29 protein-coding genes are annotated in these 26,486 nt (G+C 64.5%); 22 read left to right on the top strand and 7 right to left on the bottom strand.

Going from position 1 to position 26,486, the window contains the following annotated elements; genetic code table 11:
* Positions 1–87 precede the first annotated feature (87 nt).
* The 8 genes from rpsA (at position 88) to CXR42_RS17180 (ending at position 6,473) form a co-directional block, all read left to right on the top strand.
* Positions 88–1,767 (top strand): 30S ribosomal protein S1, encoded by a 1,680-nt coding sequence (gene rpsA / locus CXR42_RS17145; protein WP_103258921.1) that lies wholly within the window; start codon positions 88–90, stop codon positions 1,765–1,767.
* Between the two features lie 177 nt (positions 1,768–1,944).
* Complete coding sequence (gene ihfB, locus CXR42_RS17150) at positions 1,945–2,226, top strand: integration host factor subunit beta (protein ID WP_103258922.1); 282 nt, start codon at positions 1,945–1,947, stop codon at positions 2,224–2,226.
* Between the two features lie 63 nt (positions 2,227–2,289).
* Positions 2,290–2,643 (top strand): lipopolysaccharide assembly protein LapA domain-containing protein, encoded by a 354-nt coding sequence (locus tag CXR42_RS17155; protein WP_103258814.1) that lies wholly within the window; start codon positions 2,290–2,292, stop codon positions 2,641–2,643.
* A complete protein-coding gene (locus CXR42_RS17160; RefSeq protein ID WP_103258815.1) occupies positions 2,643–3,308 on the top strand; it encodes a phosphoribosylanthranilate isomerase in 666 nt (221 codons plus the stop codon). The genes CXR42_RS17155 and CXR42_RS17160 overlap by 1 nt, the downstream gene beginning before the upstream one ends.
* A gap of 121 nt (positions 3,309–3,429) precedes the next feature.
* Complete coding sequence (trpB, locus tag CXR42_RS17165) at positions 3,430–4,662, top strand: tryptophan synthase subunit beta (protein WP_103258816.1); 1,233 nt, start codon at positions 3,430–3,432, stop codon at positions 4,660–4,662.
* A 211-nt stretch (positions 4,663–4,873) separates the two neighbouring features.
* Positions 4,874–5,353, top strand: a complete 480-nt coding sequence (locus tag CXR42_RS17170; protein WP_146038098.1) for a PepSY domain-containing protein — start codon at positions 4,874–4,876, stop codon at positions 5,351–5,353.
* A gap of 78 nt (positions 5,354–5,431) precedes the next feature.
* A complete protein-coding gene (locus CXR42_RS19620; RefSeq protein WP_180996099.1) occupies positions 5,432–5,920 on the top strand; it encodes a hypothetical protein in 489 nt (162 codons plus the stop codon).
* A gap of 28 nt (positions 5,921–5,948) precedes the next feature.
* The gene (locus CXR42_RS17180) at positions 5,949–6,473 is read left to right on the top strand and encodes a helix-turn-helix transcriptional regulator (RefSeq protein ID WP_103258819.1); all 525 of its coding nucleotides are present in this window, start codon (positions 5,949–5,951) and stop codon (positions 6,471–6,473) included.
* On the opposite strand, the gene CXR42_RS17185 is transcribed toward CXR42_RS17180, so the two are convergent.
* Positions 6,474–6,848 (bottom strand): DUF2237 family protein, encoded by a 375-nt coding sequence (locus CXR42_RS17185; RefSeq protein ID WP_103258820.1) that lies wholly within the window; start codon positions 6,846–6,848, stop codon positions 6,474–6,476.
* A 494-nt stretch (positions 6,849–7,342) separates the two neighbouring features.
* Here CXR42_RS17185 and ileS point away from each other — a divergent pair, with 494 nt between their 5' ends.
* From ileS to CXR42_RS17210, 5 genes are all read left to right on the top strand, one after another.
* A complete protein-coding gene (gene ileS, locus CXR42_RS17190; protein ID WP_103258821.1) occupies positions 7,343–10,258 on the top strand; it encodes an isoleucine--tRNA ligase in 2,916 nt (971 codons plus the stop codon).
* A gap of 68 nt (positions 10,259–10,326) precedes the next feature.
* Positions 10,327–10,788 carry a methylated-DNA--[protein]-cysteine S-methyltransferase gene (locus CXR42_RS17195; RefSeq protein ID WP_245875479.1) on the top strand — a complete coding sequence of 154 codons (462 nt, stop codon included), beginning with the start codon at positions 10,327–10,329 and terminating at the stop codon, positions 10,786–10,788.
* Positions 10,785–11,012, top strand: a complete 228-nt coding sequence (locus tag CXR42_RS17200) for a DUF3253 domain-containing protein (protein ID WP_103258823.1) — start codon at positions 10,785–10,787, stop codon at positions 11,010–11,012. Before CXR42_RS17195 ends, CXR42_RS17200 begins: the two co-directional genes overlap by 4 nt.
* Positions 11,013–11,079: 67 nt before the next feature.
* Positions 11,080–11,568, top strand: coding sequence for an ABZJ_00895 family protein (locus CXR42_RS17205; RefSeq protein ID WP_103258824.1), 489 nt, complete (start codon positions 11,080–11,082; stop codon positions 11,566–11,568).
* A 163-nt stretch (positions 11,569–11,731) separates the two neighbouring features.
* Positions 11,732–12,568, top strand: coding sequence for a DMT family transporter (locus tag CXR42_RS17210; protein ID WP_103258825.1), 837 nt, complete (start codon positions 11,732–11,734; stop codon positions 12,566–12,568).
* A 73-nt stretch (positions 12,569–12,641) separates the two neighbouring features.
* Here CXR42_RS17210 and CXR42_RS17215 read toward each other — a convergent pair whose 3' ends face one another.
* Genes CXR42_RS17215 through CXR42_RS17225 form a run of 3 tightly spaced genes read right to left on the bottom strand, consistent with a single transcriptional unit; the run spans position 12,642 to position 15,034 of the window.
* Positions 12,642–13,346, bottom strand: coding sequence for a CDP-alcohol phosphatidyltransferase family protein (locus CXR42_RS17215; RefSeq protein WP_103258826.1), 705 nt, complete (start codon positions 13,344–13,346; stop codon positions 12,642–12,644).
* Between the two features lie 54 nt (positions 13,347–13,400).
* Positions 13,401–14,324, bottom strand: a complete 924-nt coding sequence (locus tag CXR42_RS17220; protein WP_425444869.1) for a tyrosine recombinase XerC — start codon at positions 14,322–14,324, stop codon at positions 13,401–13,403.
* Between the two features lie 11 nt (positions 14,325–14,335).
* Positions 14,336–15,034, bottom strand: coding sequence for a DUF484 family protein (locus CXR42_RS17225; protein WP_103258828.1), 699 nt, complete (start codon positions 15,032–15,034; stop codon positions 14,336–14,338).
* 215 nt (positions 15,035–15,249) lie between these two features.
* Here CXR42_RS17225 and CXR42_RS17230 point away from each other — a divergent pair, with 215 nt between their 5' ends.
* Positions 15,250–15,756, top strand: coding sequence for a BrnA antitoxin family protein (locus CXR42_RS17230; protein ID WP_103258829.1), 507 nt, complete (start codon positions 15,250–15,252; stop codon positions 15,754–15,756).
* A gap of 6 nt (positions 15,757–15,762) precedes the next feature.
* On the opposite strand, the gene CXR42_RS19405 is transcribed toward CXR42_RS17230, so the two are convergent.
* Positions 15,763–16,836: a hypothetical protein gene (locus CXR42_RS19405; RefSeq protein WP_146038099.1), complete on the bottom strand. Its 1,074-nt coding sequence runs from the start codon at positions 16,834–16,836 to the stop codon at positions 15,763–15,765.
* 397 nt (positions 16,837–17,233) lie between these two features.
* Positions 17,234–17,887 (bottom strand): fructose-6-phosphate aldolase, encoded by a 654-nt coding sequence (gene fsa, locus CXR42_RS17240; protein WP_103258831.1) that lies wholly within the window; start codon positions 17,885–17,887, stop codon positions 17,234–17,236.
* 79 nt (positions 17,888–17,966) lie between these two features.
* On the opposite strand from fsa, the gene CXR42_RS17245 reads away from it, so the two are divergent.
* The 6 genes from CXR42_RS17245 to CXR42_RS17270 all read left to right on the top strand — a co-directional run bounded on the left by CXR42_RS17245 (position 17,967) and on the right by CXR42_RS17270 (position 24,694).
* Positions 17,967–20,177, top strand: a complete 2,211-nt coding sequence (locus CXR42_RS17245) for a primosomal protein N' (protein ID WP_103258832.1) — start codon at positions 17,967–17,969, stop codon at positions 20,175–20,177.
* A 97-nt stretch (positions 20,178–20,274) separates the two neighbouring features.
* Complete coding sequence (locus CXR42_RS17250; RefSeq protein WP_103258833.1) at positions 20,275–21,012, top strand: imm11 family protein; 738 nt, start codon at positions 20,275–20,277, stop codon at positions 21,010–21,012.
* A 298-nt stretch (positions 21,013–21,310) separates the two neighbouring features.
* Complete coding sequence (locus CXR42_RS17255) at positions 21,311–22,543, top strand: MFS transporter (RefSeq protein WP_103258834.1); 1,233 nt, start codon at positions 21,311–21,313, stop codon at positions 22,541–22,543.
* Positions 22,544–22,597: 54 nt separating this feature from the next.
* Positions 22,598–23,251, top strand: coding sequence for a peptide-methionine (S)-S-oxide reductase MsrA (msrA, locus tag CXR42_RS17260; protein WP_103258835.1), 654 nt, complete (start codon positions 22,598–22,600; stop codon positions 23,249–23,251).
* Between the two features lie 101 nt (positions 23,252–23,352).
* A complete protein-coding gene (locus CXR42_RS17265) occupies positions 23,353–24,225 on the top strand; it encodes a 50S ribosomal protein L11 methyltransferase (protein WP_103258836.1) in 873 nt (290 codons plus the stop codon).
* Between the two features lie 121 nt (positions 24,226–24,346).
* Positions 24,347–24,694: a hypothetical protein gene (locus tag CXR42_RS17270; protein WP_103258837.1), complete on the top strand. Its 348-nt coding sequence runs from the start codon at positions 24,347–24,349 to the stop codon at positions 24,692–24,694.
* Between the two features lie 79 nt (positions 24,695–24,773).
* Here the strand turns inward: CXR42_RS17270 and CXR42_RS17275 are convergent, their stop codons facing one another.
* The gene (locus tag CXR42_RS17275; protein WP_103258923.1) at positions 24,774–24,977 is read right to left on the bottom strand and encodes a DUF1127 domain-containing protein; all 204 of its coding nucleotides are present in this window, start codon (positions 24,975–24,977) and stop codon (positions 24,774–24,776) included.
* 320 nt (positions 24,978–25,297) lie between these two features.
* Between CXR42_RS17275 and ruvC the strand changes: the two genes are divergently transcribed.
* Both ruvC and ruvA read left to right on the top strand, forming a co-directional pair.
* A complete protein-coding gene (gene ruvC, locus CXR42_RS17280; RefSeq protein WP_103258838.1) occupies positions 25,298–25,807 on the top strand; it encodes a crossover junction endodeoxyribonuclease RuvC in 510 nt (169 codons plus the stop codon).
* Positions 25,804–26,478, top strand: a complete 675-nt coding sequence (gene ruvA / locus CXR42_RS17285; RefSeq protein ID WP_103258839.1) for a Holliday junction branch migration protein RuvA — start codon at positions 25,804–25,806, stop codon at positions 26,476–26,478. The genes ruvC and ruvA overlap by 4 nt, the downstream gene beginning before the upstream one ends.
* Positions 26,479–26,486: the final 8 nt, after the last annotated feature.

Consider the following 26,486-nt stretch of genomic DNA (forward strand, 5'->3'; position numbering starts at 1 on the left):
CCGGAGGGGCGGGTCCTTTCATTCGGGCAAGACCGGCGGAGCCAACCGCATGGCCTGTGAAAAGACGTGAAAAGGAAACTGATCTATATGTGCGCTAAAGCAACCATGGAAGACTTCGAAGCCCTGTTGAAGGAAAGCTTCGAGATCGACACTCCCGAAGAGGGCACTGTCGTCAAAGGCCGGGTCATCGCGATCGAAGCGGGCCAGGCCATCATCGATGTCGGCTACAAGATGGAAGGCCGCATCGACCTTAAAGAATTCGCGAACCCCGGTGAGCAGCCCAACATCAACGTTGGCGACACTGTGGAAGTCTATCTGGACCGCGTCGAGAACGCTCGTGGCGAAGCCCAGATCAGCCGTGAGAAGGCCCGCCGCGAGGAAGCCTGGGACCGTCTGGAAAAAGCCTATGCCGCCGAGCAGCGCGTCGATGGCGCGATCTTCGGTCGGGTCAAGGGCGGCTTCACTGTCGACCTGGGTGGCGCTGTTGCGTTCCTTCCCGGTTCGCAGGTTGACGTCCGCCCGGTGCGCGACGCTGGCCCGCTGATGGGCATGAAGCAGCCGTTCCAGATCCTGAAGATGGACCGTCGCCGCGGCAACATCGTTGTCTCGCGCCGTGCGATCCTGGAAGAATCGCGTGCCGAGCAGCGTGCGGAAGTCATCGGCAACCTGTCCGAAGGTCAGGTCGTGGATGGCGTGGTCAAGAACATCACCGAATACGGTGCCTTCGTTGACCTGGGCGGCGTTGACGGCCTGCTGCACGTCACCGACATGGCTTGGCGCCGCGTCAACCACCCGTCGGAAATCCTGTCGATCGGCGAGACCGTCAAGGTCCAGGTCATCAAGATCAACAAGGAAACCCACCGCATCAGCCTGGGCATGAAGCAGCTTCAGTCCGATCCGTGGGATGCCGTCGAGAAGATGTATCCCATCGGTTCGGTCCACAAGGGCCGCGTCACCAACATCACCGACTACGGCGCCTTCGTGGAGCTGGAAGCGGGGGTCGAGGGCCTGGTTCACGTCTCGGAAATGTCCTGGACGAAGAAGAACGTGCACCCCGGCAAGATCGTCTCCACCTCGCAAGAGGTTGACGTCATGGTTCTGGAAATCGACAGCGCCAAGCGTCGCGTTTCGCTGGGCCTGAAGCAGACTCAGCGCAACCCGTGGGAAGTCTTTGCCGAGACCCACCCGGTTGGTTCGTCGATCGAAGGCGAAGTCAAGAACATCACCGAATTCGGTCTGTTCGTCGGCCTCGACAACGACATCGACGGCATGGTCCACCTGTCGGACCTGTCCTGGGACCAGCGCGGCGAAGAAGCCATCCAGAACTACCGCAAGGGCGACACGGTTCAGGCCGCCGTCACCGAAGTGGACGTCGAGAAAGAGCGGATCTCGCTTTCGATCAAGGCTCTGGGCGACGACACCTTCACCGATGCGGTTGATGGCGTGAAGCGTGGCGCGGTGATCACCGTGGCCGTGACCGCGATCGAGGACGGCGGGATCGAAGTGGAATACAACGGCGCCAAGTCGTTCATCCGCCGCTCGGACCTGGCCCGCGACCGTGCCGACCAGCGCCCCGAGCGCTTCCAGGTCGGTGACAAGGTCGACGTGCGCGTGACCAACATCGACCCCAAGACCCGCAAGCTGGGCCTGTCGATCAAGGCGCGCGAGATCGCCGAAGAGAAGGAAGCCGTCGAACAGTATGGTTCGTCCGATTCGGGCGCCTCGCTGGGCGACATCCTGGGCGCGGCCCTGAAGGACCGCAGCTAAGCTGTCCTCTGGTTGAAATCCGAAAGGCCCCGCCCCCGTGCGGGGCCTTTCCTTTTGGGGCCCCACCCCCAAGTCCCGGTTTTTGTTTGCTCCGACACAAAACCTGCCGCTATAGTCGCCCCAGAACAACGCGTGGCGGCCGCTGCCAACCTGGCCGACCACTGGGGGGGACAACGGATGATCCGATCCGAACTGATTCAGAAGATCGCTGACGAGAACCCGCATCTGACGCAGCGGCATGTCGAGCGGATCGTAAATACGGTGTTCGAGGAAATCATCGACGCATTGGCCAAGGGCGACCGCGTCGAACTGCGCGGCTTCGGGGCCTTTTCGGTCAAGGCGCGCGATGGCCGCGTGGGCCGAAACCCCCGCACGGGCGAGGCGGTGAAAGTCGACGACAAGAAGGTGCCGTTCTTCAAGACCGGCAAGCTTCTGCGCGATCGGCTGAACGGAAAATAGCCGCATCGCTTGCGCCCGGGCCGGATCGGGCCGATATTGGTCTGACACGCCGGGGTTGACCGCATGATCCGCTATCTACGCCTGATCCTTCTGGGCCTTTTGGGCCTGTTCCTGCTGACCGTGGCCCTGGCCAACCGCGCCCCCGTCGAGGTGCGGCTGTTGCCGGGCGACCTGGCGGCGCTGACCGGGCTGACCTGGGCGATGCAGCTGCCGCTGTTCCTGGTGATCTTCGCCGGGATCGTGGCGGGCGTATTGATCGGCTTTGTCTGGGAATGGTTCCGCGAGCATGGCCACCGCGCCACCGCCAGTCAGAAGTCGCGCGAGGTCGCGCGGCTGGAGCGGGAGTTGGCGGTGCTGAAGGATTCCGCCTCGGTCCCGCCGAAGGATGAGGTGTTGGCGCTTTTGGACAAACGCTAGTGCAGGTCCGGGTCAAGATCTGCGGGCTGCGGACGGCGGCCGACGTGGCGGCGGTGGCACGGGCCGGGGCGGGCTATGCAGGGTTCGTCTTTTTCCCGAAAAGCCCGCGCCACCTGACGCTGGAGGCCGCGCGCGAGTTGGCACTGGGGGCGCCGGACGGGCTGTGCAAGGTCGCGCTGACAGTGGATGCCGACGACGCCGCGCTGGATGCCCTTGTGGACGCGGTGCCCCTGGACATGCTGCAACTGCACGGCCTTGAGACGCCCGAGCGCGTGGCGGCGGTCAAGGCGCGCTATGGCCTGCCGGTGATGAAGGCGATGGGCGTCGCCGGAGAGGACGACCTGGCCGGCCTGATGGAGATGAGCCTGGCGGCCGATCAGCTGCTGATCGACGCCAAGCCGCCGAAGGGGGCCGACCTGCCGGGCGGCAACGGGCTGGCCTTCGACTGGCGACTGCTGGTCGGGCGCAAGTGGTTGCGACCCTGGATGCTGGCGGGCGGGCTGACGCCGGACAACGTGGCACAGGCGGTGCGGCTGACGGGCGCGCGGCAGGTGGACGTGTCCTCGGGCGTGGAGTCTGCTCCGGGGGTGAAGGACGCAGGCCGGATCGCGGCTTTCGTCGAGGCGGCGCAAGGGGTGAAGGGCGGGGTGCCCATCCTGCGCTAGACGAATTTTCTGCGAAAATTCGGGCGGGCGGCTTGGGCGACCGTCCAGTGTTTTCGAAAACTCCGGCTTTTCCAGACGCCGCAATGGCGCTACATCCCGCAGGGAACAACGGGGGTGTGCCATGGCCGAGGACGGATTGAACAGCTTCATGACGGGACCGGATGAGGCGGGCCGGTTCGGCCTGTTCGGCGGGCGCTTCGTTTCCGAAACGCTGATGCCGCTGATCCTGGAGTTGGAAGAGCGATACAATCACGCCAAGACCGACCCCAGCTTCTGGGCCGAGATGGATGATCTGTGGAAGCACTATGTCGGGCGGCCGTCTCCGCTGTATTTCGCGCCGCGGCTGACCGAGCATCTGGGCGGCGCCAAGGTCTATATGAAGCGCGACGAGTTGAACCACACCGGCGCGCACAAGATCAACAACGTGCTGGGCCAGATCATCCTGGCGCGGCGGATGGGCAAGACGCGGATCATCGCTGAAACCGGCGCGGGTCAGCACGGCGTGGCGACGGCGACGGTCTGCGCCAAGTTCGGGCTGCAATGCGTCGTCTACATGGGCGCGCATGACGTCGAACGCCAGGCGCCGAACGTGTTCCGCATGAAGCTTCTGGGCGCGGAGGTGATTCCGGTCACCTCGGGTCGCGGCACGCTGAAAGATGCGATGAACGACGCGCTGCGGGATTGGGTCACGAACGTCCGCGACACGTTCTATTGCATCGGCACGGTGGCCGGGCCGCATCCCTATCCGGCGATGGTACGTGATTTCCAGTCGATCATCGGCAAGGAAGTGCGCTGGCAGCTGGAAGAACAGGAAGGCGCGGGTCGCCTGCCCGACGTCTTGGTCGCGGCCATTGGCGGCGGGTCGAACGCGATGGGGCTGTTCTACCCCTTCCTGGACGACAAGTCGGTGCGAATCGTCGGTGTCGAAGCCGGCGGCAAGGGCGTGGACGACCGGATGGAGCATTGCGCCAGCCTGACCGGCGGGCGTCCGGGCGTGCTGCATGGCAACCGGACCTACCTGCTGCAGGACAATGACGGGCAGATCCTTGAGGGGTTCAGCATCAGCGCCGGCCTCGACTATCCGGGAATCGGGCCGGAACATGCCTGGCTGCATGACGTGGGCCGCGCCGAATATGTCAGCATCACCGATGCCGAGGCGCTGGAGGCGTTCCAGCTGTGCTGCCGGCTGGAGGGAATCATCCCCGCGCTGGAGCCGTCCCATGCCCTGGCCCAGGTGATGAAGCTGGCGCCGACCCTGCCCAAGGACCAGATCATCGTGATGAACATGTGCGGCCGCGGCGACAAGGACATCTTCACGGTGGCCAAGCACCTTGGCGTCCAGATGAAGGTCTAGGGCCGCTGGCCCTTTCACCCCATGGTTGCAGGCGAAAAGCCCGTAACCCGGCCATAAACGTAAGTTTAGGCCGACAGCACCCCGGTTTATGGACGCCGGCCTAAACCGGGGGCAAATGGTCAGTACGAGCTTGGCGAGGTCAGGTCGGGTCGTGCCACAGGGTGTGGTGCGGATCCGGCCCCCGGGCCAGTAACTCGTAACGGAGATGACCATGAAACTGAGGACCAAGCTTTTGATGTTCACGGCAGCCGCCGCGCTGTCGGTGAACATGGCCCATGCCGCGATCAACGGCTCGGCGCTGGCCGACGCCTATCTGGAAAAGGGCTATGACTTCGTCGAGGTCAAGGTTGGCCCGACCCAGACCAAGGTCGAGGCGATCAAGGGCGGCGTGAAGGTCGAGGTCGTCTATGACAACGAGACCCAGAAAGTCATCAAGCAAGAGCAGGAAGCCGCCGATGGCGACGACCTTGGTCGCACGGGTAAGGACGTCCGCACCGTCAAGAGCGACTTTGAAGACGGCGACGACGATGACGACAGCGATGACGACAACGACGACGATGATGATGGCGACGACGACAACAGCGGGCGTGGCAGCGGCGACAGCGACGGCGATGATGATGACGACGACGATGATGACGACGACGATGATGACGATGATGACGATGATGATGACGACAGCGGCAAATCCTGAGGTCCTGGCCTGAGGTCTGGGGGCCCCGGTATTGCCGGGGCCTTCGGCATGTTCCATATTGCCCATAGGGGTATGACGATGAAACGCCGAGAATTCCTGACGGTTTTTGCAGCGGCTGCGGCCTTGGGCGGGCCCGCCCTGGCCCAGGACTATGTTGCCGGCATCAAGCGCCAGTTGAAGTCGCAGGGCTTTCGCTCGATCGTCGAGGAGCGGACGCTTCTGGGCCGCGTGCGGATTGTCGCGACCAGCCGCGACGGGCGGCGCGAAATCATCCTGAACCCCCGGACCGGGGAAATCCTGCGCGACCTTTGGCAGCCCGTTTCGGGCAAGAAGGGCGAGGCGAAGATCATCGATGATCGCAAGTCAGGTCGTGATCCGAAGGACGACGATGACGACGATGACGATGACGATGACGACGACGATGATGATGATGACGATGACGACGATGACGACGACAACAGCGGTTCCGGCAATTCGGGGTCGGGCGGCAATGGGTCGGGCGGTGGCGGCGGTGGATCGGGCGGCGGCGATAGCGATGACGACGACGACGATGATGATGACGATTAAGCCGGCCGTCGGCGCATCGGGTCATTGATTGAAACGCGCTGCCCCCTTTCTGGCGATCTTCGTCATTCAGGCGCTGTGCGCCTTCTTTTTCGTATCCGACATCCTGTCCTCGGTGCTGGGGCTGCGCACGTCTCCCATCAGCTGGGAAATGCGCGAGCTGATGGAGATCGGCGCCTCCCTCGGGCTGGTCCTGGGCGTGGTGGTCGGCGGGCTGATGCTGCGGCGGGCGTTGCGCGAACGGAACCACGCGGAAGAGCGGCTGCGCCGCGCATCGGGCGCGTTCATGGACCTCTTGCAGGAGCGGTTCACCGAATGGGGCCTGACCGCATCAGAGCGGGATGTCGCGCTGTTCGCCATCAAGGGCATGTCCACGGCCGAGATTGCCGCCCTGCGCTCGACCAGCGAGGGGACGGTCAAGGCGCAGACGAACGCGATCTATCGCAAGGCGGGCGTCAGCGGGCGGCCGCAGTTGCTGAGCCTGTTCATCGATGACCTGATGCGGGACGACGGCACCGTGCGGGCGGCGGCGAACCACACCGGATCGGCGGCCTGATCAGTCACCGTCGGTGGCGTGTTCGCGCAGAATGTCCAGCGGCACGACGGCCAGCGTAGCCTGATGGGTGGCCGCCAGGCGAACCTTGGGCGCGGCACCTTCCTGGTGCGCCTGCAGGAAGCGCGCGGCGCAGAGGCACCACTGGTCCCCGGCTTTCAACCCCTGGAAGCCGTATTCCGGCCGGGGGGTGGACAGGTCGTTGCCAAGATATTTCGACAGCGCCAGGAATTCGTCCGTCATGGTGGCGCAGACCGTGTGCAGGCCCCGGTCCATCGGGCCGGTGTTGCAGCAGCCGTCACGGAAGAATCCGGTGACCGGCGCGGTAGAGCAGGGTTGCAGATCCTGGCCAAGGACGTTGAGGGATGGAAGTTTCATTGCCTCAGCATGGCAGGACACAGCCGGCCTGTCCAGAGCCGTGCAAGGGCCGGCTGGTTTCGGCCAAATGAAATCAAGGGGTTGCGCGGGGGCCTTCGCGGGGGGCTATTGTTCGGGTGGGTATCATCGGAATGGGCGAATGCGCCTTGGCGCAAGGCTTTCTGCTGCAAAGGCCGCTGTGTCGCGGGCGCGGGGCGGTTTTCGGAAGGAGCGGCATGCGCCGCAAGGCTTTTGTCTCGTCGTCGGGCTGCGCCTCCTCCTCGGCGTTGGGGGCGCTTCGCCCCCCAAACCCCCAGAGGATATTTGGGCCAATGTGAAACGCAGTTTGCCGCACTGGACCGTGCGCCGGCCTTTGTCTATAAGCCCGTCATGCAGACAGGCTGGGTCATTCCTTCGCGAATTACCGGCCCGGCGGGCTGAGGCCCGGCCGGGTTCGTCGTCTTGCCGCTGGTCCTGTCCGGACCGTTCTGCCCCTGACCTGAGGTCCTGATCCCATGTGCGCCGATACCGCCGCTGTTGACTATCGCGATACCGTTTTCCTGCCCGAGACCGCCTTCCCGATGCGGGCGGGCCTGCCGCAACGCGAGCCGGACTGGCTGGCGCGGTGGGAGCGGATCGGGGTCTATGACCGGTTGCGGTCCACGGCTGCCGGCCGGGCGCCGTTCGTGCTGCATGATGGCCCTCCCTATGCCAACGGGCACCTCCATATCGGGCATGCGCTGAACAAGGTCTTGAAGGACATGGTGGTGCGGTCGCAGCAGATGATGGGCAAGGATGCCCGTTATGTGCCGGGCTGGGACTGCCACGGCTTGCCGATCGAGTGGAAGATCGAGGAGCAGTACCGCGCCAAGGGGCTGAACAAGGACGACGTGGACATCGTCGACTTCCGCCAGGAATGCCGCCGCTTTGCCGAGGGCTGGATCGGGGTGCAGCGCGAGGAGTTCAAGCGGCTTGGCGTCACAGGGAAGTGGGACAAACCCTACCTCACGATGGACTATCACGCCGAAGCGGTGATCGCGGACGAGTTCATGAAGTTCGTCATGAACGGGTCGCTCTATCAGGGGTCGAAGCCGGTGATGTGGTCGCCGGTAGAGAAGACTGCGCTGGCCGAGGCTGAGGTGGAGTATCACGACCATACCAGCCATCAGGTCTGGGTGCGGTTCCGGGTGATTGCTAGCGATGCGCTGTTCACCAAGACGCCGACCGACGTGGTGATCTGGACGACGACGCCCTGGACGATTCCGCAGAACCGGGCGGTCGCCTTCGGGCCGGAGATTGCCTACGGTCTGTACGAAATCGTCGGACGGCCAGAGGACAGTTCGGCCACCATCGGGCACCGTGTTGTTCTGGCAGACAAGTTGGCCGAGGCGGTTCTGGCGCAGGCCAAGCTGGTGGGGCCAGAGATGGTGCGGCGGCTGGCAGACGTGTCTGCCGCTGACCTGAAGGGCATGGTCCTGGCACACCCCTTCCGTGGCGTTGAAGGCGGCAACGGCGAGTGGGATTATGATGTCCCCATGCTGCCGGGCGAGCATGTCACCGACGATGCGGGGACGGGGTTCGTGCATACGGCCCCCAGCCACGGCGATGACGACTATCAGCTGGGCGTGAAGTTCGGGCTGCCGATGACCTACAACGTCGAGGCGGACGGGTCGTATCGCACCGACCTGCCCTTGTTCGGCGGGCAGCACATCATCACTTCCGATGGCAAGGAAGGGCCGGCGAACGTGTCGGTCATCAAGCAGCTGGCCTATACCGGCGCACTGTTTGCCAAGGCGAAGCTGAAGCATTCCTACCCGCACTCCTGGCGGTCGAAGGCCCCGGTCATCTATCGCAACACGCCGCAATGGTTCGTGGCGATCGACCGCAAGCTGGACGACGGGCTGTCGACCTATGGCGAGACGATCCGGGCGCGGGCGCTGACCTCGATCAATCAACTGGTGGACTGGACCCCTTCGACGGGGCGGAACCGGCTGTTTTCGATGATCGAGGCGCGCCCCGACTGGGTGCTGTCCCGCCAGCGGGCCTGGGGGGTTCCGCTGACGGCCTTCGTCAAGAAGGGGGCGCGCCCGGATGCGGCGGACTTCCTTTTGCGCAACGCAGAGGTGAACGCGCGGATCAAGGCGGCCTTCGAGGCTGAGGGCGCGGATGTTTGGTATGTGCAAGGATTCAAGGAGAAGATGCTCGATGGCATCGTGAATCCGTCGGATTATGAACAGGTCTTCGACGTGCTGGACGTCTGGTTCGACTCTGGTTCGACCCACGCCTTCGTCCTGCGCGACCGCGAGGATGGCGCGGCGGATGGGATTGCGGACCTGTATCTGGAAGGCACCGACCAGCATCGCGGGTGGTTCCATTCCAGCATGCTGCAGTCCTGCGGGACCAAGGGGCGGGCGCCCTATCGGGGCGTGTTGACCCATGGCTTCACGCTGGACGAGAAGGGCATGAAGATGTCCAAATCGCTGGGCAACACCGTGGCCCCGGAAGAGGTCATCAAGGAATACGGCGCGGATATCCTGCGGCTTTGGGTGGCGCAGTCGGACTACACCGTGGACCTGCGCATCGGGAAGGAAATCCTGAAAGGCGTGGCCGACAGCTATCGCCGCCTGCGCAATACGATGCGCTATATGCTGGGCGCGCTGAAGGGCTTTACCGAGGCGGAGCGGGTGGACTTTGCCGACATGCCGGAAGGCGAGCGGTTCATCCTGCACCGGCTGGCGGAACTCGATGCCGAAGTGCGCGAGGGCTATGCCAAGTACGACTTCCAGGGCGTGTTCCAGAAGCTGTTCACCTTCTGCACCACCGACCTTTCGGCGGTCTATTTCGACATCCGCAAGGACAGCCTGTACTGCGACCCGGCGGACAGCATCACGCGGCGGTCCTGCCGGACGGTGATGGATATCCTGTTCCACCGCCTGACCACCTGGCTGGCCCCGGTGCTGGTCTTCACGATGGAGGAGGTCTGGCTGGAGCGGTTCCCGGGCGAGGAAAGCTCGGTCCATCTGGTCGATTTCCCCGAAACGCCGAAGGCCTGGCTTGATCAGGCGCTGGCGGCGAAATGGGACGCCCTGCGCGATGCGCGGCGGGTGGTGACCGGGGCGCTGGAGGTGCAGCGGACGGCGAAGGTGATCGGCTCCAGCCTGGAAGCCGCGCCGGAGGTGTTTGTCAGCCCGACCCTGGCGGCGGTGTTGGGCAGCGTCGATTTCGCCGAGCTTTGCATCACGTCGGACCTTGCCCTGCGGCAGGGCGAGGCCCCTGAGGAGGCGTTCCGGTTGGCGGATGTGCCGGAGGTGGCGGTGCTGTTCCATCCGGCCAAGGGCCAGAAATGCGAACGCTGCTGGAAGGTCCTGCCGGATGTCGGGACGCACAAGCATCCCGGCACCTGCGCGCGCTGCAACGACGCGTTGGGCTAGGGGCGGTGGGCAGGAATGCCCACCCTACGCCGCTGTCGCGGGGTGTCCGGCCCGGGAACGGGCGTAGGGTGGGCGATAGCGCCCACCCCGCGCGGGCGGTGGTCCTGACGCCGTTCGGGCCGCTGACCCTGATCGAACGACAGGGGCTTCTGGTCGCGGTGACGTGGCGGGACGACCCCGGCGAAAGCTCAACCTTGCTGGACGAAGCGGTGGCGCAGGTCCGCGCCTATTTCGACCGGAGGCTGGCGCGGTTCGACCTGCCTTTGGACTGGGGCGAGGGGCTGAATGCCGCCGTGCGTCGTGCGATGGCGGCGATCCCGATGGGCGAGACGCGGACCTATGGCCAGATTGCCAAGGCGGTGGGCGCCCCGGCGCAGGCGGTGGGGCAGGCCTGCGGCGCGAACCCCTTGCCGATCCTGATCCCCTGCCACCGCGTCACCGGAACCGACTGGTTCGGCGGGTTCTCTGCCCCCGGCGGGGTCGAGACCAAGGCCGCGCTTCTGCGCCACGAAGGGGCCCTTCTGCTGTGAGCGACCGCATCCGGCACGCGATCCTAGACCTGGCGCTGGCCCGGGGGCGAAAGCGGTCCTTGTGCCCGTCCGAGGTCGCAAGGGCCCTGGCGCCGGATTGGCGGCCTTTGATGGTCGAAGTGCGCGCGGCGGCGGCCGGGATGCCCGAGATCATCGCGACGCAAGCCGGGGTCGAGGTGTACCCGCGGACCCCGCGCGGGCCGATCCGCCTGCGGTTGCGCTGATCCAGGGCTTGGCAACCCTTGGCCCATGCGGCATGGCTATGCGCAGTGAACTTGCAAGGAGCATCCGATGCCGTCGACCTCTGTCCCCCTGGCCCGCATGTTGGCCGTCTTTCTGGCCCTCATGCTTGCGGCGAATGCGGCTTTGGCCGGTCTGACCCTTGCCTATCCCGACCTGCCCATCCCGGCCTCGATGGGGGCCATCCTGGCCATGGTTGCGGCGCTTTCAGCGGGTCAGACGGGCACCAAGGCAGTAGAGCGGCGGCTGGTCTTCAAGGAAAAGGCGGTCTTTGCCGTGCTGGCGACCGCCCTTTCGCTGGCGTTGAGCATCGCGGCCTATTGGGTGATCTTCGCCTATGAGGGCGTGCCCTTCACGCTGGAAAACGTCGTTCTGCTGATGACCGGAGATGTGGTCCCGGCTTACGAGATCCGGCAGATCCTGTCCTGGGTCCTGCCCGTCGTTCTGTTGGTCTATCTGCTGGTGATCTACTTCGGCGTGGGCATCGGTTCGCGCAACCAGTTGAAGCTGCAAGAGAAGCTGGCGGCCAAGGGTCGGTAGGCCGGGACTCCGGCCCTGTCGCCGGTGGCTGCGGCCTGCGGGCATTCCGGGGGGTCGCAGCGGCTGACCCTATCGACCGCGCGTGTCTGGACCTATCGCCTGGCTTGCCGGGCGTTGCGCAAGGGCTTAGCCAGTCGGTAACAGTTTTGCGACAGGTGCGCCCTTGACCCTTGGTGTCTTCCTGGCCGTCCTTGGCGCGGCTTTCCTGCATGCGCTGTGGAATGCGCTGATCAAACTTGGGACCTCGAAGGTCGGCGGGATGGTGATCCTGTCCATCGTCGAGGTTCCGATCGGCCTGGCAGTGGTGACTTTCGCCGCGCCGATCGACCCGGCGGCGGTGCCCTGGGTGATCGCGGCGGGTTGCACACATTTCGCCTACAAGTTCTTCCTGACCTATGCCTATGACCGCGGCGACCTGAGCCGGGTCTATCCGATTGCACGGGGCGCTGCGCCGATGGTCGTGGCGCTGGTCGGGGCGGCCTTCCTGGCCGATGCGGTCAGCACCCAGGAATACCTTGCGATTGCGGTTCTGGCGGGGGGCATCTTGCTGATGGCCCGCGGGGTGCTGACCAGCGGCGAGGATCGGCGGCTGTTGCCCTTCGCCCTGGGCTCGGCGCTGGCAACGGCGACCTATACGCTGATCGACGGGATGGGCGCGCGGGTTTCAGGCGCGCCGGTCGCCTATGTGGCCTGGGTCTTTGTGGCGGACGGGTGCTTCTTCACGCTGGGCATGCTGGCCTTGCGCGGCTGGGACGTGATCCCGCGCAACTGGCATGCCTGGCGGATGGGGGCCTTCGCCTCGGCGGCGAGTTATGGCGCCTATGCGGTGTCGATCTGGGCGATGACCTTCGCGCCGATTGCCGTGGTGGCGGCGCTGCGCGAGACCTCAATCCTGTTTGCGGTGCTGATCGGCTGGCTGGTCTTTGGCGAGAAGATGAACGGCGAGAAGGCCGTGGCCTCGATCGTGATCGTCGCGGGCGTGATGTTGATGCGGCTTTGACGGCCGGGCTCGTCGTGCGACTTCGTCTTCTCCTCGCGCGCGAGGAGTGTCGCAGACATCGACGAGCGGGGCGTCAGCGCACCCGGCGGATGCCTTCCGGGATTATCTGCTGCGCGATCCCCGCCAGAAGCAGGTAGAGCGAGGTCAACACCAGCAGCCACTTGGCCACCGGGCCTTCCTGAAAGTCCCACCAGGCGGCCCAGCCGGCCAGGACGATCCAGGCGATGCAGACGGCAATCGAGATCTCGTACCAGCGGCTGGTGCGCACGGGATGGATGAACTTCAGGTTGGTGAACATCGTCACGGTCAGAAGGATCACCACCAGCAGGATGATCGCTTCGCCCGGCTTGGTCGCGAAGAGGACCAGGACGACCATGTTCCAGCAGGCCGGAAAGCCGGCAAAGCTTTTGTCCTTGGTCTTCATCCGGGTGTCGGCGAAGTAGATCACGCTGCCGTAGCAGATCACGATGATCGCCAGCCAGCCGGTCCAGCCGGGCAGAAGGCCGGACTGGAACAGGGCAAAGGCCGGGATGAACACATAGGTCAGATAGTCGACGATCAGGTCCATCAGGACCCCGTCATAGGTCGGCCAGTTCTTGTGCACCTCGAACCGGCGGGCCAGCGGGCCGTCGATCCCGTCGACGATCAGCGCCACCACCAGCCAGAGGAACATCAGGCTCCACTCTCCCTTGACGGCGGCGAGCATGGCGAACATCGCCAGCACCGCGCCGGTGGCGGTGAGCATGTGGACAGAGAGGGCTTTCAGACGCGGGCTCATCGCGTTCTTGATGGCGGATTACGCGGGCAGGCGCAACAGGGCTTGGCCGTCAAGTCAGGCCCTCGGGTGGGCTTTTTCGTAGACTTCCATCAGCCGGGCGGCGTCGACGGCGGTGTAGCCTTGCGTCGTCGAGAGCGAGGCGTGACCGAGAAGTTCCTGGATCGCGCGCAGGTCGCCGCCCGCTGAAAGCAGATGCGTGGCAAAGCTGTGGCGCAGCGCGTGCGGCGTGGCTGACGCAGGCAAGCCAAGGCGCAGGCGGGCACGTTCCATTGCCGACTGGATCAGCCGGGGGTTCACCGGCCCGCCCCGCGCGCCCCGGAACAGGGGCTGGTCGGCGGTCAGATCGAAGGGGCAAAGCCGGGCATAGGCGGCCACCGCCTGGGCCGCCGCGGGGATCACCGGGACAATGCGGGTCTTGCCGCCCTTGCCAGTGATGCGCAGCACCTCTGGCAGGGGGTGGTCGGCGCCGGTCAGGGACAAGGCCTCGGAAATCCGCAGGCCAAGGCCGTAAAGCAGGGTGGCGATGGCGGTGTCGCGGGTGGCGATCCAGTCCTGCAGCGCATCGCTGCCGATCTCGGCCAGCATGGCTGCGGCACCGTCCTCGGACAGGGGGCGGGGTAGCTTGCGGCGGTATTTCGGGGCGCGGGCGGACAGGACGGTGGTGGCATCGCTGCCGGTGCGGTCGGCGGCCCAAGCGGTGAAGCCCTTGACGGCCGACAGCGCCCGCGCCAGCGACCGGGGCGAGAGGCCGCGCGCCCGCTCCCACGCCGACCAGGCGCGCAGGTCGGATTGGCTGGTGGCGGCAAGGCGGGCCAGCCCCTCGGCCCCGCCCTGGTGGTCGGCCAGGAAAGCGAGATAGCGCGAGACATCGCGGCGGTAGGCTTCGACCGTATTGGGGGCCGCACCTTGCAGCGCGCGGATCTGGTCCAGCCAGTCCGCCAGCGCCGCCGACAGGGCGGGGGCCAGGAACGGGGTCAGCCCCGCCCCGGTCATTTAAGCCATTGCCGCATCAGCCGTTCGAAGACGCCAGCGAAGAAGGCCAGAAGGTCGGTGCCGTGACTGGTCTTGAACATGTGCGGGTCCTCCGAGCCGAAGGCGAGCAGCGCGGGCAACCTTCCGCGGCCGAGGTCGAGCTTCATCAGCGCCTCGGACCGGATGTCGGGCGCGCGGGGGCCGTAGACGGTGGCGGCCAGGCCGGTGACGGGCCGCAGCACGACCGGGCGCACCGCCATGTTGCGGCCGTTGGTCAGATACTGCGCGACATGGCCGCGCGGGCCGATCTGCAGCACCTCGCCCAGTTTGCGCAACGCGGGATCGGCCTCTGCTTCATCTTGTGCGGTTTCCAGCACCAGACGCACGATGTCGATGCGCAGGGTCTGCGCCACCTCGCCTTGCAGGGTGGTGATGAAGCCCTCGAAACTGGTCGGGTCCAGAAGTTGCAGGACGGCCCGGTGAACCTGGTTGGTGCCGGCCAGGTTCTCGTAAGCCGCTGCAATCACTGAACGATGTGTATCCTCCAGCCGGTCCAGACGGGTCTCCAGACGCTGCATGGCGATGCCGCGCAAATCGACGATATTCGCGCCCATCGCCCGTTCGTTGGCCGAAACCAGGGCGTTCATCACGTCGCGGTCCTCAAGCAGCCGCTCGGGCTTTGCCAGGATCAGGTCGCGCAGGTCGGGTTCGATCATGTCAGGGCCAGTTTCCGTGGAATTCCCGCAGACTATAGGCCGAAGCTAACGCGGATGGCGACAGGTTTTCGCAGGCCCCGGCGGGGAATGGGGCAGGGATGCAACAGTGGGGCTACAGGGCGTATTCCGGCCGTATTCCGCCCATGCATACGCGCGGATGCCTTGGCCGGCGTTAACCTTTTGGCGCGAGGCTGGGGGCCGCAAAGGATGCCGCCATGCCCGACCTGAAGAAACAGACCCCCCGCCAGCGTGCCCAGATGACCTATATGATGGACGTCATGCGGCGTCTGGAATGGGACCTGCACAACACCATCGAACTGACCGGCCGCATCCCGGAGGAGTGGCACCAGATCGCCACGGCCACGCCCCGGCAGCCGAAGAAACGGGTCTGCATCGCGCTGGAGGCGGATGTGCTGAAATTCTTCCGCTCGATGGGCGAGGGGTACGGGCCGCGGATCAACGATGTCCTGAAAAGCTACATGCACGCGCGGCTGGCTGGGGTGATCCGGGGGGCCGAGACGCTGGCGCATTACCGCGAGCGCGAGGAGGCCTGGTCGGGCGAGAAGCCGCAGTTCGGAGAGGTGGCGCAGGCGATGGGCGAGGCGTGGGAGGACGCGGGGCCGGGGGTGGTGGAGGCCGCAAGGGTAGCGGTGCAGGAACGGGCGCAGAAGGCGGTGGCGGAGGGGGAGGAGCGGGTGTTTGGCGGGCCGTTGGTGAGGTGAGGGGGGTTAGAGCTGTCTTTTCCTGCGAGTACGCATGGACAAGCGCCTCGGTGACGGACCGTTCGAGAATCTTGCGAGTTTCACGCGCAGATTGCGATTTGTCGCGGGCTTTTCGCTGCGCTCGGACACTTGACGCCACCGATCTTCAAAAGTCGGAAGGAAGTCCAGTTCTACGCGATTTGCGATAATTTCCATTATCTGATCTACTTTATAGACGTATTCGTCATCTTTATTATAATCGGCAACTACACTTCGGATTCTTTCCCAGGTTTCCTCATGCATGTGATTATTCCAGGATTCAGAGAGTATCTCCAAACCTTTTCTTATACTATCTTCGTCAGATAAAGGGTTGGGTGACGCCACTTGCATTATGCCAGTCGTCCTGCCAGAATTCATAGGCCAAGCGCGCTCCAGCGCCCGCACAACGGGAGGGCGGCAATAGTTTTCAAAGACTATCACGGCATAGACTATGAGCTTGAGCAGATCATCCTTAATTTTCTCATCAATGATGGCTCCGAAGCGGGCGTGAGCAGTATTGTAGCTTTGGCGCACATAGGAATTACGGCGGGTCGCGCTGCGACTGTCACTTATTACGACATTGTTTCCCACCGCATATAGGAAGACTAGCATCGCGAGCCAAAGTTCGTTTCCGGCAGTCTCGAGATCCGGCAAAAGCGATTTCTTGGGTAGGACTAAGTATTTGAATGCGGCTGCAGCCGCCAAGATCCCAATTGTGCTATGAAGTACAAACCTTCGCCAGCTAATAAGTCTTTGTAGGCCGAAGATTGGGAAGTACCCAGCGCGAATAATGTAATAGTAAACCGCGATCCAGTAACTTTGCAGCCGGAGTTCGTCATTGCCCGACGCAACTGCGCCGGCCGACAGGATGATAATAAACACGGCTGGAGGAAGTGTCCTCAGGAGAAAATTTAGTGCAAATGATTCTTCTGGGTCTTCAAAGAGCGTTGTGCTGGAATATCCAAAGGAAACGGCATGTCGACCAATCCAATTCACAAGGAGAAAGAGAAGCACTGCTAAGGCAAAGCACGACGTATGAATTACTAGATTGGCAAATGGCATGTCGCTAACTCACTTCGTTTGCGTGAACGATAGTGGCGTGGTCACCTCTTGGTCAAGTTGGCGCGCAGCGCACCCTCAATGGTGCTAGACGAGGCGCTAAAGCTTGGAGGGAAGCGCCTCTTGGCCCGGAAGCAAGGCGCTTGCGCCGCCGGGCCGCGCCCTCCCTCCCCCCGGTAGGGCGCTTTGACGTGTCTCGCGCAGAACTGCGGTGGAAGCGGTTGAGGGATAAAGTGAGCGAGAACCAGCGCGGTTCGCGCCCGCCGGAGGGAGGGCGCGGCCCTCGTGTTCGGGCGGGGGAGTCGGGCTGAAGCCCGACCTACGGGGTGGGATTGGCGTCGGGGCTGGCCCCGACCTACGTAGGCCGGGCTTCAGACCGGCGCTTTGCAGGCGGCTTCCCTTACAGGATCTTCTGGCCGGTCTTGGCCCAATCCGCGGTGAACTGCTCCAGCCCCTTGTCGGTCAGCACATGGCTGGCCAGCGCCTTGATCACGGCCGGGGGGGCGGTGACGACGTCGGCTCCGATCAGGGCGCAGTCCTTGACGTGGTTGGCGTTGCGGATCGAGGCGGCGAGGATCTGGGTCTCGAACCCGTAGTTGTCATAGATCGTGCGGATGTCGCCGATCAGGTCGAGGCCGTCGAGGTTGATATCATCCAGACGCCCGATGAAGGGCGAGATGAAGGTGGCCCCGGCCTTGGCGGCGATCAGGGCCTGGTTGGCGGAAAAGCAGAGGGTGACGTTGACCATGAAGCCCTCACCCGACAGGACCTTGCAGGTCTTGAGGCCGTCCCAGGTCAGCGGGACCTTGACGGCGATGTTCGGGGCGATCTCGGCCAGCTTGCGGCCCTCGGCGATCATGTCGTCGGCTTTCAGCGCCACAACCTCGGCCGAGACGGGGCCCTGGACGAAGCTGCAGATTTCCTTGGTGACTTCCAGGATGTTGCGGCCGGATTTCAGGATGAGGGACGGGTTGGTGGTGACGCCGTCGACCATGCCAAGGTCGTGCAGCTCGCGGATGGCGTCGACGTCGGCGGTGTCGATGAAGAATTTCATGGGGGGCCTCCTGGGTGGTTGCGGGGGGTGCAACGCGGGGGTTGAATGCTCTCGGGTCGCGGTTTAGCCCAAACGGCGGATGAGCGAAAGGTTTCAGGTGGTGGAGCGGGTCTATCGGGCGGGCGATCTGGTGGGCGTGCTGACGACGGAGCCTTTGGGGCGGGTCCTGGACTATCGCGCGCCGGAGGGGGGCTGCGGCGACGGGGATTTCGTCGAGGTGCCGCTGGGGCCGCGGAAGGTGCTGGGGGTGGTCTGGGGGCCGGGGGTCGGTGGGTTTGATCCCGCGCGGCTGCGGTCGGTGGGCCGGGTGCTGGACGCGCGGCCGATGCGGGGGGAACTGCGGGGTTTCTTGGCTCGGGCGGCGGAGTATACGCTGACGCCGCTGCCGGCGATGCTGCGGTTGGCGACCAGGACTCCGGGGTTGGGGGAGCCTGCGTCGGTGCGGCGGGTGTATCGGTTGGCGGGTGCGGTGCCCAACAGTCTGACCGAGGCGCGGCACCGGGTGATCGAGGCGTTGCGGGCGTTCGGGGGGGCTCCGGTCACGCTGGGGGAACTGACGGAGGCGGCTTCGTGTGGCGCGTCGGTGGTGAAGGGGCTGGTGAAGCTGGGCGTGGTGGCCGAGGAGGATGCGCCGCGGGATACGCCTTATCCGCGTTTGCAGGCCGGGAAGGGCGTGCGGCTGGAGGGGGAGCAGGTGGCAGCGGGGGATGCGCTGGTCGCGGCGGTGGCGCTGGGGGGGTATTCGGCGACGCTGTTGAAGGGAGTGACAGGGTCTGGGAAGACAGAGGTTTATCTGGAGGCGGTGGCGGAGTGTCTTAGGGCCGGGCGGCAGGCCTTGGTGCTGCTGCCCGAGATCGCGTTGACGGCGGAGTTTTTGACCAGGGTCGAGGCGCGGTTCGGGGCGAAGCCGGCGGAGTGGCACTCGGGCGTCACGATGACGGAACGGCGGCGGCTGTGGAAGATGGCGGCGGAGGGGGAGGCGGGGCTGGTCGTCGGCGCGCGCTCGGCTTTGTTCCTGCCGTTCCAGGACCTTGGGCTGATCGTCGTCGATGAGGAGCACGACACCTCCTACAAGCAGGAGGAGGGGGTTCTGTACAACGCGCGGGACATGGCGGTTCTGCGCGCGGCGATTGCGGGCTGCGCGGTGGTCTTGGCCAGCGCCACCCCCAGCCTGGAGACCTGGGCGAATGTCGAGGCGGGGAAATATCAGCGGCTGGATTTGGGCTCCCGCTTTGGCGCGGCCGAGATGCCGGAGATGCGGGCCATCGACATGCGGGCCGAGAAGCTGCCGGGGGATCGGTGGATTTCACCGACTTTGGCTGCGAAGGTGGATGCCGTCGTCAAGCGCGGGGAGCAGGCGCTCTTGTTCCTGAACCGGCGGGGGTTCGCGCCGGTGACGCTGTGCCGGGCCTGCGGGCATCAGGTCGGCTGCGACCACTGCGATGCGCGGATGGTGGAGCATCGGTTCCAGAAGCGGCTGGTCTGCCACCAGTGCGGGGCGACGAAGCCGGTGCCTTTGGCCTGCCCTTCGTGTGGTGTCGAGGGCCGGATGGCAGCCGTTGGCCCGGGGGTGGAGCGGCTGGCGGAGGAAGTGGCGGCGCGGTTTCCAGAGGCGCGCGTGGCGGTGCTGTCGTCGGACCTGTTCGGCAGCGCGCGGGCCTTGAAAGAGGCGATTGCAGGGATCGCGGCGGGCGAGGCCGACATCATCATCGGCACGCAGATCGTGGCCAAGGGGCACAACTTTCCCCTCCTCACACTGGTGGGGGTGATCGACGCCGACCTTGGGCTGCAGGGGTCGGACCTGCGCGCGGCGGAGCGGACGTTCCAGCTGATGCGGCAGGTCGCTGGCCGGGCGGGCCGGACGGCCGAGCGGAAGGGCGAGGCCTGGCTGCAGACCCACCAGCCGGAGCATCCGGTGATCCGGGCGATCCTTGGAGGCGACGAGGAGGCGTTCTGGGCGGCTGAGGCGGCCGAGCGGCGGGCCGCAGGGGTGCCGCCTTACGGGCGGATGGCGGGGATCATCCTGTCGTCACCCGACGTGGCGCAGGTGTTTGATTTCGGTGGCGAATTAGCGCGGCGTTGTGATCCGTTGCAACGGATCGGGGCGGAGGTCTGGGGGCCCGCGCCTGCTCCGATCGCGCGGGTGCGGGGGCGGCATCGGGTGCGGCTTTTGGTGAAGGCGGAGAAGGGGGCCCCGTTGCAGGCGGCCTTGGCGGAGTGGCTGGCGCAGTTCAAGCTGCCGAGGGATTTAAGGCTGGCAGTGGATATTGATCCGCAGAGTTTTTTGTGAGGGGGGCGGTTGGCTAACTGGCGAAGCTCGGCTAGACTAGTTTGGACCTTTTGCGAGATGCGCTGCAAATCGCCGGTGACTGAACAGGAGAGGCGAAATGGTTTGGGGGTTTGAACCTGCATCCAGATTTGGGCCGTTTCGCCCTGACGGTGATTTTGTCGGTTATTACGAACAACTCGATGCGAACTTCGACTCCATGACGCCTGATGAGCAAGAGTTTTACGGGAACTCCAAGCCAGCCTATCGACTTCACGTCTGCCAATGCCTGCTATACGAGCATGGCACTATGCATGGTGAGAAGCGCCTTTTCCGCGCCGTGGAAGAGAACGAATGGCCGCGGGAGTATCGGATTAACAGGCGGTACCCAAGACTGGGTTCGTTCATGCAAATTACGGGCATGCTTCTTGTCGTGGACGTTGCCCTGAAGGAGTTGATCGAGAAGCTGGAACCTGGGATTCACCAGTTTCGGCCAATCCGGATGAGCTACAAGCCAGAAGAGCTGCATCCCGGTGAGTTCTTTACCATGATGATCGGGGCATTCCTTACAAGTTTTGACCCCCAGCAAAGCGAAGAATTCAAGAATATTGGCGGATGCTATCGGTCAAATTACTTCAATCAAATCAACGCTTCAAAGTTGGCCATGAAGAGGCTCCAGTTTCTCAACTGCCACCTGTGGCGCGAACGAGAGCTGAAAACCCCCGAATTTTTCGTTTCGGACACCCTTCAAGACGAGATTAGGAAAGCGGGTCTGCTCATGCCAGACATGTACCGGATGAAGGAAGTCTTGAACAGCGCTTGGGCCGTCCCTAGGGCAAACGGCTTTCCCGAACGCTAGTGTTTGGGTGTAAGGTCGATGCGCTTTAGCTCACCTTACGAAGTTTGGCGAACCGTCGGTCACAGGGCAACGCCCGACCGCCGGGTGGGCGAGCACCGGCATTTCCAGGCGTTCTATCGTTCAACCCCTCCCACCGTAGTTCTGCAGGCTGACGGTGCAAGAGCGCCCGCCCGAGGGCGCGGTCGGGCGCTGCCCGGCGGGCTTCGTCCTTGATTCCGGGCTAAGGGGAACCTGGGCGGATTGTGCCGGGCACAAGGTTTGGGTTTGCCTTGGCCCCCGTTTTGGCTAGTTCCTGCATATGTCCAGCTTGATGCCCCTGTCCGAGACCTACCGTCTGCCCCGCTGGCGGCGGCCCGAGGCGCTCCTGTACCTCATGGCGGCGGCGATGCCGTTGAGTTTCGCGACCTGGTCGGCGCTTTTGAACAACTTCGTCATCGAGGTGGCGGCGTTCACGGGCAAGGAGATCGGCTGGCTGCATACGGTGCGGGAGATTCCGGGGCTTCTCGCGGTCATGGTCATCGCGATCCTGCTGGCGGTGCGGGAGCAGGTGTTGGCGCTGGGGATGCTGGCGCTTTTGGGGGCGGCGACGATGTTCACGGGGTGGTTCACCTCGTTCAGTGGCCTTCTGGTAATGACGCTGCTGTCGTCGATCGGGTTTCACTACTTCGAGACGGTGAACCAGTCGCTGCAACTGCAGTGGATCGACAAGGCCCGCGCGCCGATTGTGCTGGGGCGGATCGTGGCGGTGGGGGCGGGGGCATCACTCGCGGCCTATGGGGCGATTGTCGCGCTGTGGGACAGTCTGGGGCTGGAGTATAATACCGTCTACATGGCCTCGGGCGGGTTGACGATTGCCATCGTGCTGTTTGCGGCGCTGGCATATCCGCAGTTTCAGTCTCCGCATGTGCAGCACAAGCATATGGTCCTGCGGCGGCGATACTGGCTGTATTACGCGCTGCAATTCATGGCGGGCGCGCGGCGGCAGATTTTCGTGGTCTTTGCGGGCTTCATGATGGTGGAGCGGTTCGGGATGAAGGTCTCGGAGATGACGCTTCTCTTGCTGTGCAATTACCTGATCAACATGGCGGTGGCGCCGATGATGGGGCGGGCGCTGGGCAAGTATGGCGAGCGGAACGTCATGGGGTTCGAGTATATCGGGCTGACGCTGGTGTTCCTGGCCTATGGTGGCCTTTACTGGTTCGGCTGGGGGATCGTGATTGCGGGCGGGCTTTATATCCTGGACCAGCTGTTCTTTGCACTCAGTTTCAGCCTGAAGACCTATTTCCAGAAGATCGCCGATCCGCGCGATATTGCGCCCACGGCGGCGGTGGCGTTCACGATCAACCATATCGCGGCGGTGTTCCTGCCGGCGGCGCTGGGCTATCTTTGGGCGACCTCGCCGGATTACGTATTCCTTCTGGGGGCCGGGATGGCGCTGGTGGCGTTTGGGCTGATCTGCCTGATCCCGCGGCACCCCGAACCGGGGAACGAGACGGTGTTCTCGCGTGGTCTGCCGGTGGCGGCGGAGTAGGCTGGCGCGGCGGGGGTTCCGCCCTATATTCGGCAGGCAAACGGAGGGTCGCGCATGTTCTTCACCCGCAAATCGATGGAAATGGTCACGGCCGACAAGGCCCTGCCGGGGCGGGCGGAGCCCTTGCCCACGGCCGAGACGCATTTTCTGTCCGGTATTCCGCTGAAATCGCCGGTGCCCGAGGGCATGGAAGAGGCGATGTTCGGGATGGGCTGCTTCTGGGGTGTGGAGCGGAAGTTCTGGCAGACCCCGGGCGTCTGGCTGACCATGGTCGGCTATGCGGGCGGGTATACTCCCAATCCGACCTACAAGGAGACCTGCACCCAGTTGACCGGGCACAACGAGGTGGTGCGGGTGATCTATGACCCGGCGGTCATCAGCTATGAGGGGCTGTTGAAGCTGTTCTGGGAAGGGCATGACCCGACGCAGGGGATGCGGCAGGGGAATGATGTCGGCTCGACTTACCGGTCGGGGATCTATGCCTACACGGACGCGCAGATGGCGGCCGCAAGGGCCTCGAAGGTGGTCTATGAACATGCGCTGAAGGCGGCGGGGATGGGGCCGATCACGACCGAGATCCTGCCGGTGCCGGTGTTCTACTTCGCCGAGGATTACCACCAGCAGTATCTGGCCAAGAACCCGGACGGCTATTGCGGGATCGGTGGGACCGGCGTGACCTGCCCGATCGGGACCGGCGTGCGCGCCTGAGAGCGGACGAATTTTCTGCGAAAATTCGCTGGCTGCGCGCCGCAGATCGGCTTGATCGGCCGGAGCGGGGCGCGTAAGGGCCTGCACAAAGGAGTGCCGCCATGCCGACCTATTCCGCCCTGACCACGCTTCCCGGTGAGGATGCCGCACAGTCCCTGGCCCTGGCCATGGAGCGGATGGACCCCGAACCCACAGGCGTGGGGGTGTTCGAGATCGAGGACGGCTCGGGCCTGTGGGAGGTCGGCGGCTATTTCCTGGAGCCGCCGGACGAGGTGATGCTGGAAGTGCTGGCGACGGCCTTCGGCGCGAAGCCCTTCGCGCTGTCGGAACTGCCCGAGGTGGACTGGGTCGCGCATGTGCGGCGCGAGTTGTCGCCGGTGGATGCCGGGCGGTTCTTCGTTTACGGCAGCCATGATGCGGACAAGGTGCCGGCGGGCCGGGTGCCCTTGCAGATCGAGGCGACGGTGGCTTTCGGCACGGGCCACCACGGGACGACGCTGGGCTGCCTTCTGGCCTTTGACCGGCTGCTGACGGCGGGCGAGCGTCCGGCAAAGGTGGCCGACATCGGCTGCGGCACGGCGGTTCTGGCGATGGCGGCTGCGGCGACTTTGCCCGACGCGCTAGTCATCGCCAGCGACATTGACCGGGTCGCGGTGGACGTGGCCGAAGCCAATGTGGCGATCAACGGGCTGGAGGGGCGGATCGAATGTCTGGAGGCTGCCGGGTTGCAGCACCGCCGCCTGCACGCCGCCGCGCCCTATGACCTGATCTTTGCCAATATCCTGAAAGGCCCGCTGATCGAGCTGGCCCCGTCGATCAGCGCGCATCTAGCGCCGGGGGGGAGGGCGATTCTCTCTGGCCTTCTGGTTGTGCAGGCCGAAGCGGTGACCGAGGCTTACGTTGCGGCAGGTCTTTGTCTGCAAAACCGCGACGATCTTGGGGAATGGTCGACGCTTGTTCTACAAAAGGCCTGAAATCGTGGACAATCCTTGACAGGTTTCGGAGACCAGTCGCAGTAAAGGCGACATGCCGCATTTTCGCCATAAAACGGCGGCATCAATGCCTTGTCTGGGCTGCCAAGCTGGGGTGAAGAAGATGTGGGTTGATCCGAACCTGAACGATTTTTACACCCGCGTCTCGCGGATCGAAAAATCCCATGCCAAGGGCTATGGCTTCGAGGCCGCAGGCACCTTGGGGCGCAAGGCCTCGACCCGCCGCGGCTCGTGGTTGGCAAAGCTGGTCAAGCCGGTGGCGCTGGCGCTGGTGGTGGGGATCGGCTTGAAAGGCGTGATCCACTATTATGTCGGGCCGCAAACCTATGAAAGCCGGGTCAGTGCGCTGGCCGCCGGTTCTGGATTTGATCCGGTCGGGGCCTGGATGATGCACGCCGACCCCGCGACGCTTTGGGTGTCCGGCCAACTGCAAGCCCTCTTGCCGCGCTGAGCCAAACCCTTGGAAATGCATAAGGCCGCACCCATCGGTGCGGCCTTTTACGTTCCGGCGTGGTGCCCTCACCCGTCGCTTAGCGACCGATGAACTCGATGTCGCCGCGGCACAGACCGATATCGTCCAGCTCGCGGTCGGAAAGCTTGTTCAGCGCCTTGCGGGTCACGCGCGCATCGTTCCATGCGGCGAGGGTCGCAAAAGCATTCGTCACCGCATTGATCGTGCGGTAGGTGGTGATGGCGCCAAAGGGCGCCGGGCGGGTCGTCTCGACAGCGGCCATGGCTAGCATCCTGTTCATAAACTGCTCATTGCACGGGCCTATTCCCTTGCCCTTTGCCAGATAGTCGTGCTGCAGGTGCAAAGCAAGCGATGTCCAAGCAAGGCCGCCTTGCAGCCACTGCATGACTATGGACACAATTTCTTCATCTTTTTCAGCGCCTTCCCGCAAGGATTGGCGCGGCGCGTCGTGTTTTTGCGGCATAACGTCGTATTCTGCAAGTGCAAAATGATTAATCGCAGGCGCCCGGCGCGATGGAAAGCCATTGGCGGATGTTCCCTTTTCGTGCTAGCCCTTGTGGCAAGAAGAAGAGCGGGGGCAAGATGCGGGTCATCGGCATCGATCCGGGGTTAAGGAACCTGGGCTGGGGTGTGATCGACGTGGCGGGCTCTCGCCTTAGTCATGTGGCGAACGGCATCTGCCACTCGGACGGGGCGGACGGCGACCTGGCGGTGCGGCTTCTGTCGCTGCATGCGCAGCTGACGGAGGTCTTGCGCACCTGGCAGCCCGAAAGCGCGGCGGTGGAGCATACGTTCGTCAACAAGGACGCGGTGGCGACGCTGAAGCTGGGCCAGGCGCGGGGGATTGCGCTTTTGGTGCCGGCGCAGTTCGGGCTTGCGGTCGGGGAATATGCGCCGAATGCGGTGAAGAAAACGGTGGTGGGCGTGGGCCATGCGGCCAAGGTGCAGGTGGACCACATGGTCAAGCTGCAGTTTCCTGGGGTGAAGATCGCGGGGCCGGACGCTGCGGATGCGCTGGCGATTGCGATCTGCCATGCGCATCATGTGCAGTCGTCGGGCCGGCTGGCGGCGGCGGTGAGGGCGGCGGGATGATCGGGCGGATTTCGGGACGGCTGGACTGGCGCGGGTCGGACCATGTGCTGATCGACGTGCGCGGGGTGGGCTATATCGTCCATGTCAGCGAGCGGACGCTGGCCGCAATGCCCTCGGTCGGCGAGGCGGTCAGTCTGTATACCGAGCTTCTGGTGCGCGAGGACCTGCTGCAACTGTTCGGCTTTCCGACCATGCTGGAGAAGGAGTGGCACAAGCTGCTGGTGACGGTGCAGGGCGTGGGGGCCAAGGCCGCGATGGCGATCCTGGGCACTTTGGGGGCCGAGGGGGTGGGTCGGGCGATCACCCTGGGCGACGCGCGGGCGGTGCAGGCCGCGCCGGGCGTGGGGCCGAAACTGGCGCAGCGGGTGATCCTGGAGCTGAAGGCCAAGGCCCCCGGCGTGATGGCGGCGGGGGTCGGGTTGTCGGCAAAAGCCGGGTCGGAGGATGTGGTGATCGAGGAGGCTGCCCCCGCGCCGCGCAAATCTGCGAAGGTGGACGAGGGTGCGGCGCGGCGGGCCCTGGCCTCGGCTGATGCGCTGTCGGCGCTGGTGAACCTGGGCTATGGCCAGGGGGATGCGGCGCAGGCGGTGGCAACGGTGATGGGCGATGCGCCCGAGGCTGAGACCTCGGCCGTGATCCGGGCGGCGCTGAAGCTGCTGGCCCCCAAATGATTGAAGCG

Origin of the sequence: Tabrizicola aquatica, assembly GCF_002900975.1 — a bacterium.
GTDB lineage: Bacteria > Pseudomonadota > Alphaproteobacteria > Rhodobacterales > Rhodobacteraceae > Tabrizicola > Tabrizicola aquatica.